The 10,768-nt window shown below is 37.3% G+C and carries 7 protein-coding genes and 1 pseudogene; 6 read left to right on the top strand and 2 right to left on the bottom strand.

Annotated features, from left to right (window positions below; all coding sequences use genetic code 11):
* Positions 1–574: 574 nt before the first annotated feature.
* Positions 575–1,957: a sigma-54 interaction domain-containing protein gene (locus ACQKMR_RS27390; protein ID WP_427700091.1), complete on the bottom strand. Its 1,383-nt coding sequence runs from the start codon at positions 1,955–1,957 to the stop codon at positions 575–577.
* Between the two features lie 345 nt (positions 1,958–2,302).
* Here ACQKMR_RS27390 and ACQKMR_RS27385 point away from each other — a divergent pair, with 345 nt between their 5' ends.
* The 4 genes from ACQKMR_RS27385 (at position 2,303) to brnQ (ending at position 7,596) form a co-directional block, all read left to right on the top strand.
* Positions 2,303–3,310, top strand: coding sequence for a proline racemase family protein (locus ACQKMR_RS27385; protein WP_427700088.1), 1,008 nt, complete (start codon positions 2,303–2,305; stop codon positions 3,308–3,310).
* Between the two features lie 134 nt (positions 3,311–3,444).
* Entirely contained in the window at positions 3,445–5,004 is a 1,560-nt protein-coding gene (gene pruA / locus ACQKMR_RS27380) for an L-glutamate gamma-semialdehyde dehydrogenase (RefSeq protein WP_427700090.1), read from the top strand.
* 180 nt (positions 5,005–5,184) lie between these two features.
* The gene (locus ACQKMR_RS27375; protein ID WP_427700089.1) at positions 5,185–6,144 is read left to right on the top strand and encodes a proline dehydrogenase family protein; all 960 of its coding nucleotides are present in this window, start codon (positions 5,185–5,187) and stop codon (positions 6,142–6,144) included.
* 90 nt (positions 6,145–6,234) lie between these two features.
* A complete protein-coding gene (gene brnQ / locus ACQKMR_RS27370; protein ID WP_427700087.1) occupies positions 6,235–7,596 on the top strand; it encodes a branched-chain amino acid transport system II carrier protein in 1,362 nt (453 codons plus the stop codon).
* 266 nt (positions 7,597–7,862) lie between these two features.
* On the opposite strand, the gene ACQKMR_RS27365 is transcribed toward brnQ, so the two are convergent.
* Positions 7,863–8,858, bottom strand: coding sequence for a zinc-dependent alcohol dehydrogenase family protein (locus tag ACQKMR_RS27365; RefSeq protein WP_427700086.1), 996 nt, complete (start codon positions 8,856–8,858; stop codon positions 7,863–7,865).
* Positions 8,859–9,149: 291 nt separating this feature from the next.
* Here ACQKMR_RS27365 and ACQKMR_RS27360 point away from each other — a divergent pair.
* Together ACQKMR_RS27360 and ACQKMR_RS27355 are read left to right on the top strand one after the other, a co-directional pair.
* Positions 9,150–9,675: pseudogene (locus tag ACQKMR_RS27360) on the top strand (DUF3885 domain-containing protein); the annotation flags it as partial.
* Between the two features lie 296 nt (positions 9,676–9,971).
* Complete coding sequence (locus ACQKMR_RS27355; RefSeq protein WP_427700085.1) at positions 9,972–10,469, top strand: LURP-one-related/scramblase family protein; 498 nt, start codon at positions 9,972–9,974, stop codon at positions 10,467–10,469.
* Positions 10,470–10,768: the final 299 nt, after the last annotated feature.

Genomic DNA, 10,768 nt, shown 5'->3' with positions numbered 1-10,768 from the left:
ATTGGCACCACCAAGGGTTAGTAAATCTATATGAACGATATACAAAACTACGTCAGACTTAAACTGAACCGCCGTATACCGAACGGTATGTACGGGTGAGAGGTCGGAGGCTAGGCGCCTCCTCCTACTCGATTTAAGGAGGCAAAGGGGGCAGTTTACTTCAATAACTACAAAAGAAAAATTTGAATACTATAAGTATCATTGTTCTTTTGATTGCATAATAAAGAGCACCCCAGGGGATGCCCTAATATTACAAATTATATCCTTCAACTTTATTTTGCTATTCCATTTTCTTTTGCAGAACAAAATGGGTAGTATTTGCTAATGCAGCAAGTGTTAATATGGTTTCCAGGCGATCTGTCTCAGCTATTATTAGTCCTAGATCTTTAGACATGAGTTCGAGCATAAATACACAAGGGAATTCCTCTTTACGGTACATATCTTTTTTTGTGTAATAGGGGTGTATTAATTCTGAAAGCAATATTGGAAAAAGTATTGAGAAACACTATTATTAACGTTTGCGTTGGCCTTAAATGATTTTTGCGTTTTTAAAGGTGAAAAGAAAAGTTCGAAATTAATAGTAAAGTCCATACTTTGTTATCTTTTTGTAAAGAGTAACTCTTGAAAAGCCTAATTCCTTAGCTGCCAATGTCTTATTACCGTGCGTTTTTTCTAATGCACTTTTTATTCGTTCTTTTTCTATTAAGCTTATCTCATCTTGAAATGTGATATTAGCATGTTCAAACGTTATTTTTTTTGCCTTTTGTGGAAAAATATTCAATATATCACTGGCTTGCAATACAGCGTCATCAGTCATGACCACAAGTCTCTCTACAAAATTTCTTAATTCTCTTATGTTACCAGGCCAGTGGTATGAGGAAAATAACTCCATCATATCATTCGATTGAAATTGTATTTCTTTTTGATATTTAATAGAGAACTCTTCTATAAATAAATTTACCAGCTCTGGAACATCTTCTAATCTCTCTCGAAGTGAGGGAATATGAAGGGGAACCACATTCAGACGATAATATAAGTCTTCTCTGAATTCCCCTCTTTCCACCATCTCCTCCAGCATGCTGTTTGTAGCTGCTATTACCCTTATGTCTACTTTGATTGCTTTTGTGCCACCTACTCTATATATTTCTCCTTCTTGAAGAGTTCTCAAGAATTTAACCTGGATATCTAAAGGCATTGTGCCTAATTCATCTAAAAATAGTGTACCACCATTTGCTTCTTCTAGTTTTCCCGCCTTGCCACCCTGTTCAGCTCCTGTAAACGAACCTTTTTCATAGCCGAAGAATTCGCTTTCAAATAAGGGGGAAGGGATCGCACCACAATTAATAGGAACGAATGGCCTTTTTTTTCTAGAACTTGACTCATGAATGGCCTGTGCAAAAAGTTCCTTCCCTACACCACTTTCTCCTAATATCAGCACTGTTGCGTCAGTTGCTGCTACTTTAATAGCGGATGCCTTTATCTGATTAATAATTTTGCTGCTGCCTTTTATGCTGGAGAACGGTAAGTTTTTAGCCTGATTAATGATTTGCTGTTTTAAATCTTGTAGCTTCGAGGTTGTAACGGAAAGCTTATCATTTAGTTTTACGGTAGCTGTAATATCACGATCTACCGATATAGCGCCAATCAGGTTGCCACCATGGTCAAAAACAGGAGAAGAACTGATTGAAATATGCTTATCAGGACGAGGTTGATGATAAACATCAAATATTGGCTGTTTGTTTTTTAAAATTTCGTACAATTTAATGTCCTTCATTTGAAAATAGTTCTCTATGTTTTTCCCTATTATTTCATTTGACTCAATTTGATAAGTATTCTCTGCTGCTTCATTCCAGTAAACAACCCGCCCCGTTTTATCAACAGCAGTGACTGCGTCTTTACTGGTTTTTAAAATAGCTTCTAAATAAAAAAGGATATTATCTCTGCTAAAATCCGCTATTTTGATCTGCCTCCTTTTACGGCTCTTTTGTGTAAGTTTACAGGTTTACATTATGTAAATAATATTTACACTTTTTATAATATTTTAAAAATGAAGTCTATTCAATATTTATATTTAGAGTTTGATTTTTTTTTTATTATTACGTATTAATCTTGCTATTGTACCACCCCTTTAACCCAGCTCCATCAGTTCAGAATAAGGAACATACACGTTATATAAAAGAGAATGACTTATTGTTAATTTTGTTTTTTTGATTGAAGTAATGCTGGAAAAAAGTTTTTGGCATGCAAATTGCATTATGTCTAGTAGAATGCAAATTTTTGTGAAAAAAGAGAAGGTGTAGTGATGATCAATTTTTCTAAATTTATTGAAACAATCGATACCCACACAATGGGTCAGCCAACAAGAATTATTGTAAGTGGGGTTCCAAAAATTTCAGGAGATACAATGTTAGAAAAAAAAAATAATCTTAAAAAAGAAATACCTTGGCTAAGAAATTTATTAATGAACGAACCACGCGGTCATCAGGATATGTTTGGGGCTATTCTTTGTGAACCTTCTCAAGAAGGTTGTGATGCAGGCTTAATATTCATGGACAGCGGTGATTATCTTAATATGTGCGGTCATGGCACAATCGGCACTATTACTGCAGGTATACAGTTTGGCTTGTTACCTCAAAAGGAATTGTTTTTTCTTGATACACCGTCAGGCAAGGTAGAATGTACAGCTAAATATAAAGATCAGAAAGTTAGTCAAGTGTCGTTCCGGAATGTGCCATCTTTTGTTCTTGAAAAAAATGTGAATATTGTTATTGAAGGCTATGGAACTATCAAATTAGATATTGTATTCGGCGGCAGCATATTTGCTATTGTAGACGCGTCACAATTTAATTTGAAATTAGAAACAAGCGAAATTCTTGTCTTATCTAAACTTGGTATGAGAATAAAACAAATGCTTAATGAGCAATTTTATTTTGAGCATCCGCAAAACCCCAATATTTGCACGGTGGATCTTATAGAGTTCAGCTTAAAAAAGGAGAAGAATCATTATCGCAATGTTGTTGTTTTTGGGAACGGACAAATTGACCGTTCCCCATGCGGTACAGGTACTTCAGCCAAATTAGCAACCCTGGATCTCCAAATTGGTGAAAGTATTATTCAAGAAAGTATTATCGATTCCAGATTTATAGGTAAAGTAGTTGGGAAAACGACAGTATCAGGTTTCGATGCCATTATTCCTGAGATTACAGGGGCAGCCTGGGTTACCGGATTACATCGATTTGCTTTAGAAGAAACCGATCCATATCAACAAGGCTTTACCTTAAATCAGCAGTTTGTATTGGAAAATGCTTAATACACAGGAAGCCGATGACAGTGAAGCATACCTATATGGCTTGCTTCACTTAATCAAAATTTGATGAGGTTTCCACATTTTTTATTAAGCCTGTTTACGAACTTATTATCTATAAAAGGAGAAACTACATGACTATGAATACTACATTACAAGAAAAATATAAGCACGAGCCATTCACTGATTTTACGATTGAAGAGAATAAAAATGCATTTAATCAAGCATTAAAAGTTGTTCAGTCAGAGATGGGTAAAGGCTACCCCCTAATTATCGGGGGCGAGTCGATTACAACAGATGAACAAATCATTTCGATTAACCCAGCGAATAAGGAAGAAGTAATCGGAAGCGTTTCCAAAGCTAATAAAGAGCTGGCTGAAAAGGCAATGCAAGCTGCGCTAGTTGCTTTCGATACTTGGAAAAAAGAAGATCCTGAAGTACGGGCGAATATTTTATTTAGTGCAGCAAAGATTCTCCGTGAACGAAAACATGAATTTTCTGCTTATCTAGTGAAGGAAGCCGGAAAGCCATGGATAGAAGCGGATGCAGACACGGCAGAAGCGATTGATTTTCTGACTTTTTATGGACGCCAAATGATGCAATTAAAAGGGGGGGCTCCTGTAGAAAGTAGAGAAGGAGAAGCAAATACTTTTAATTATATTCCACTTGGTGTAGGGATTATTATTTCCCCATTTAACTTTCCATTGGCGATTATGGCTGGAACTGCGGCAGCAGCAATCGTAGCAGGGAATACCATTCTTTTAAAGCCGTCGAATAATACACCTGTAATAGCAGCTAAATTTGTGGAACTATTACAAGAAGCTGGCCTTCCTGAAGGAGTAATCAATTACATTCCAGGAAGTGGTGCAGAAGTAGGTGATTACCTTGTTGATCATCCTAAAACCCGCTTTGTATCTTTCACAGGTTCACGTGAGGTTGGCTGCCGTATTTATGAACGAGCCGCAAAAGTACATCCAGGCCAAGTCTGGTTGAAGCGTGTGATTGCTGAAATGGGTGGAAAAGATACTGTTGTAGTAGATAAAGATACTGATTTAGATTTAGCGGCATCCTCGATCGTGTACTCAGCATTTGGATTCTCGGGGCAAAAATGTTCGGCTGGTTCACGTGCGGTTGTACACCAAGATGTCTATGACGAAGTTTTAGAAAAAGCAGCTGCTTTAACAAATACTTTATCAATCGGTAATCCAGAAAGCATGAATAACTACATGGGGCCAGTTATTGATCAAGCTTCTTTTAACAAGATAAAAAAATATATTGAAATTGGAAAAGAAGAAGGCAAGTTGATAACCGGCGGTGAAGGGGACGACTCTAAAGGCTACTTTATCCAGCCAACTATTTTTGCTGATGTTGATGAAAAAGCACGCATTATGCAGGAAGAAATTTTTGGTCCTGTTCTGGCTTTCTGTAAAGCCCGCGATTTTGATCACATGATGGAAATAGCGAACAATACGGATTATGGGCTAACTGGAGCGTTACTCTCAAATAATCCTGATCATATTAAACGAGCAAAAGAAGAATTTCATGTAGGAAATCTTTATTTTAACCGTGGCTGCACAGGAGCGATTGTTGGCTACCAGCCATTTGGTGGTTTTAACATGTCAGGAACAGATTCCAAGGCAGGAGGCCCTGACTATCTTATTTTACACATGCAGGCAAAAACGATTAGTGAAACAATTTAAAAAATAAGGCAGCTTTTATGCTGCCTTTTATAAAGGATGTTAGCAACCGGTTTGAAAAATTGAAGTGAATTTTATTAAGTGAAATTCTGGGATTAACGCTAAATATAATTGAATTGGTAAAAAGTCCAGTTCAAAATGATGGAGGTCACTACTTTGACAATAACAAAAGATTTTTTTATTATGCTTTCTCAAAATAAGATGCTTAATAGCGGTGCAAAACGATGGGGGCTTAAACTTGGTGCCCAGTCTGTCGTAGCAGGAACGAATATTGAAGAAATGGTGAAGAGTGTTAAAGAATTGAATGCAAACGGAATTTCTGCAACAATCGATAACCTTGGTGAGTTTGTATTTGAAAAGAAAGAAGCCTTGCAGGCGAAAAACAAGATTCTTACCGTTATTGAAGCTATTTATGAGCATCAATTGGATGCCCATATTTCCTTAAAGCCTACTCAACTGGGCCAGGATATTGATTATAGTTTCTGCCTTGAAAATCTATCGGAAATTGTTGAAAGCGCGTACAAATATAATGTATTCATCAATTTTGATATGGAAGATCATGGTCATCTTCAGTCATCATTTGATTTAATTGATGAACTTTCCAAAGACTATGATAATATTGGAACGGTTATTCAGGCTTATTTTTATAATGCGAAAGATATGATTACAAAATATAAAAATTACCGGTTAAGAATCGTAAAAGGCGCTTATAAAGAGTCTGAAAATGTCGCATATCAAGACAAAAAAGATATTGATCAAAATTTCATTGAGTTAATCGAGTATCATCTCCTGCATGGTAAATTTACATCCATTGCTACACATGATCACCAAATCATTAATCATGTGAAAAAGCTCGCGAAAAAGAATAACATACCAACAGAGAAATATGAATTCCAAATGCTTTACGGATTCAGAAAGGATATGCAGTTGAGTTTAGCCAAGGAAGGATACAATTTTTGTACCTATGTTCCATTTGGAGTGGACTGGTATGGATACTTTATGCGCCGTTTGGCGGAGCGTCCCCAAAACCTTAACTTAGTAGCTAAACAGACATTCAACAAAAAAACGAAAACCCTAATCGGGATCGGAGCGGGTGCCTTTCTATTAGGAAGATTAAGCAAGAAGAAACTAACGAAAGTATAAAGAAATATGCAGCCATTTATTAAAGGATATTTTAGGAAGGGCTCTTTCAGCCGTTCCCGCAGCTTTAATAAGTATTAAGGGGGAATAACAATGGATAAGAAAGTGTCCTTTTCACAAGTGCTGTCTATTGGGTTAATGCTCTTTGCCATGTTTTTAGGAGCGGGGAACGTTATATTTGCCCCGATGTTAGGTCAACAGGCGGGAACAAACACTTGGCTTGCCATGGGAGGTTTTTTGATAACAGGCGTTGGACTGGTTTTACTAGCTATCATTGCTCTGACTCGTGGAGGTGGTACTGTAGAAAAACTTGCAGGAAGGGTCCACCCACGCTTTGCAACATTTTTTTCAATGTTACTTTTTCTAACGTTGGGACCTATTTATGTTATTCCCAGAACAACCTCTGTTGTTTATGAAATCGGTTTAAATCCCTTAATTCAAAGTGTAGCAAATGAAAGGCTGTATCTGCTTGTATTTTCAGTGTTATTTATTCTATTGACGGTCCTGCTCTCCTGGGATACAAAGAAATTGGTAGATAACCTGGGTAAAATTATTACCCCCATCTTTTCAATATTGCTAGCAGTATTGATTATAAAGTCATTTATAACACCGATGGGCAAAATAGGGGCTCCTGGAGAGGAATACATAGAAGGCGTTTTCTTAAAAGGGTTTACGCAAGGCTACTATACAATGGATGTACTAGCTGCTTTTATATTTGGCGGCATTTTCATTAAGTCAATTGGTTCGTTAGGAATAAAATCTGAAAAAGAAGTTTCCAAGCTATTTATCAAAGCAGGGACCATAACAATTATTGGGTTAGTTGCTTTACAGGTTTCAATGGCTTGGATGGGTGCTTCCAGTGTAGATGCAATTGGGTTAAAAGAAAACGGGGGAGAAGTTTTAGCTGCGAGTGCTATTGCTCTGTTTGGGAATTATGGAATTTATATCATAGGAACAATTATTTTCCTCACAGGAATTACAACAAATGTGGCATGTCTGGCAGCAGTTTCTGAATACTTTGAACGAATTGTTCCGTCTATTAGCTATAAAAAATGGATTATAGTTTTTTCTATCATAGGAACAATTATTACAAACTTTGGATTGAATACTGTATTAACACTTGCTTCTCCAATATTGCTGCTGCTTTATCCATTGGCCATTGCTTTGATTGCTTTAATATTTGCCAATAATCTATTTAAAGGTTATCGGTCCGTATATGTGAGCACTGTAGCGGGAGTCGGATTGGTTGCTCTGCTTGATGCTTTAAAAGAAGCGCATATCTTAACAAATGCAATTAACCATACATTTGGATTCATTCCCTTATTCGAGCATGGAGTTGGATGGATTAGCACAGGATTAGTGGGCTTTTTGATTGGGCTAATAGTCGCTAAAACTAAACAAGAATCCAGCGTAATTATTGATATAGCTGGACAAGTAACTGATAAAGTTTCGTAATAATCAACCAGTTGAAGGGGCAATGGTATACAGATAGAAAAAAAGTCTGTAATAGGTTTCATTTGATCAACGGTTGTTATTTTTATGCACCGGGGCAGAAAATGAATTTTTTTTGAGGTATATAGTATTTTAATTTGGAATGAAGAACCAAAATAATTAAAAATAAAAAGCAGACGGTACAGTGAGAATTTTATAGAAATTCTCACTGTACCGTCTATTTTTAAATGAACATAAAGTTGTTGAGGCATTTCAATTGTTTTATGATATTACCAATTATTTTTCAAAACTATTTTTCCTATCGCCTTGCCTGACTCCATGTACTCATGGGCTTTTGAAACCTCATCAAACGTAAAAATGTTTGGATCCACAAGCGGACGCAGCTGCTCTTCCTCAACCAACCGAGTAACCTTCTTCAAAATTTCCCGATAATGCTTATGCATGTCCTTGTTTAATATCTTTAACAACATAAAGGTAACATGCAGAGAAAGTCCCTTTGCATGCACTGGGGAGAGGTCATGGGTCGAACGGGTAGCGATGGCTGCTACCGTTCCATGTACTGCGGCCGCCTCAAAGGAGCGATCAAGGTTTTCACCTCCTACCGTGTCAAACACAACGTCAAATCCTTTTCCATCTGTATATTTCTGTACATAGTCGTGAACGCTTTCTTCTCGATAATTAATAGTTACATCTGCACCAAGGCGCGTGCCAATCTCCAGCTTCTCTTGCGAAGAGGCGGTTGTATAGACTGTCGCCCCTCCCCATTTCGCCAGTTGAATGGCAATGTGTCCTACTCCGCCGGTCGCTGCATGGATCAGTATATCCTGTTCAGGGACAAGATTTGCCCGATTGAATAATGCATCCCATGCAGTAATGGCAACCAATGGTAAAGCAGCGGCTTCTTCCATCGTCAAATTTTTCGGTTTGTGAGCAAGTAAATCGACATCTGCAAGCATAAACTCTGCAAGTGCACCGCCAGTCCCTCTAAAACCTCCCGCACATCCAAACACTTCATCGCCAACTTTAAACTCGGTTACTCCTTCACCTACTGCAGCTACCAAACCTGCAACATCTCCATGTAATACTGCCGGAAACTCGGGGGCAACGGCTGGAACTGCACCAGCACGGACTTTCGTATCAATGGGATTTACACTTGTAGCCTTGACTTGAATAAGTACATGTCCAGGTTTTAGTTCGGGTTTTGAAATCTCTTTAAATTGAAATACGGAGGGTTCACCAAAAGATTGAATAATTTGCGCCTTCACTTTAGTCACTCCTATTTATTTTTTTTGGGAAATGTCTCATCACCTATTTTGAAAAGAACGAATATTTAGTCTTCTCTTGCAAAACCAATGATACTTTATATAATATAAAATGAAAAGTACGCACATTTTTGTTGGTTAGGGAAAAATTTGTAATATAGTATAATGACTTTATAATTTGAACAGGTGCTTTACTTCCATAAGGGAGTTGCTTAGGCAACTCTTCTTTTTATGCAACCAGAGGGACATGTTAACAAGGAAAGGTATAATGAAGGAACTTAATGAGGTGCAAAAATGCTTTTAAACGATTTTATGAATGGGAATTTCCCGAACTTAGAACTTAGACCGCCGTTGTTTTATAGTTGGAAAACGGGCATCCGTTTTGAATTAGGTGTGGACTATGATAGTGATTTTGCTTATGAAAATAGCCCATATCTACAAGGAGTATATAAAAGGGCTATCACTTTATTCAAGTCCTTGCATTCTTATAACGATGATATTTATATCGTAGTTGACGTAAACGATTATGCCGATGGTTTTAAACATAAATCAAACACTTTTTCACGAGTATATTAAAGAGAAGTCGATCTTATACCGGTTAAACCAAAAGACAACGTTTCATGACGATGATGAAGAAGGAACATATAAAACACATAGATTTACATTAAAATGCAAAACGTCTGACTTCAAATACATTCCTATGCTAAAAGCAATCTGCAATCAAGATATGGGAATAAGGCCAAGTATTTTTAATAGAGTCTATTTTATAATCATCAGGAAAACTATATTTCACGTTTATGATGACAGGGGGTGTGATTTATCGTTTTTCACCATTTTCATTCTCTGTGGTGCAGAGCTGGTCGTGCGCTGCATGGTTGGCTAAACGGGGAAGGATAGTTCAAGAGTACATAAGGAGTTGTTCAACAATTGGGCCAGATTGCGAAGGAAGAATTGCTGACTTTACAAAAGGTAAATTAGTTAAGGATAAATAGTGGTGAACGGAAAAGAAGGCGCTTTTGAGTGGAACTATTATTTGGAATTTAATGCATAAGATGGGAACTAATGCCCATTTCAAACGTAAGTAATGTAAAAGACTTAAGGTTGGGAGGCATAAGTATGAGGCAGCTTTATATAAAGCAGAAGGTATTCAGTCTTAGCGGGAAATTTACAGTAAAGGATCAGCAGGAGAAGGATGTATATTACGTTGAGGGAAGTTTTATGCAAGTTCCAAAGACTTTCTCCATTAGGAATACAGCAAGAGATGAAGTAGCACTCATTACGAAAAAGGTGTTCAGCTTTTTACCAAAGTTTTTGGTTGAGGTGAATGGTCGAGAGGTATTAACAATAAAGAAGGAATTTTCCTTCTTAAAAGCACGATATACAATTGATGCGGCAGGCATTGAAGTACATGGTAATTGGTGGGATATGGATTTTCAAGTTTTACAGCATGGTAAAATCGTAGGTAAAGTGGGCAAGGAGTGGTTCACTTGGGGCGATAGCTACAAGGTTCAAATAATAGATGAAGAGATGGAAACCATTATTATTGCACTCGTTGTTGCAATTGATTGTGTGAAGGCTGATCAAGCAGCTGCTTCCTCAGCAGCGTCGATTTAAAGAAGAAGTGTAAAATTAAAAGGCTGACAGTTTTTAAAAAATCACTGCTTGAATAGGTGCGGTGAACCGTATCATAAATAAATGACATGGCCATTTGGTACCAAGGTTTTATATTCGTTCTTTAGTAATCGGGCGCGATTCTTGAATAAGGTTCGCTTTTCTTATAGAACTAACAGGCTGAAGATCGGAGCTGTCTTTAAAGCAGCTTTTTCTTGTGTGCCAGGCATGGCAACTATCTAGGTGGTGAAAGTCCACTGTGGGGGTACACATCGACCAACCACTAAGGAAGCGCAAGGTAC

It is taken from the genome of Peribacillus sp. NPDC096540 (assembly GCF_050278525.1).
Taxonomy (GTDB): Bacteria; Bacillota; Bacilli; order Bacillales; family DSM-1321; genus Peribacillus.
The sequence above is the reverse complement of the archived record's forward strand: the minus strand, read 5'-3'. Positions and strand labels throughout refer to the sequence as shown.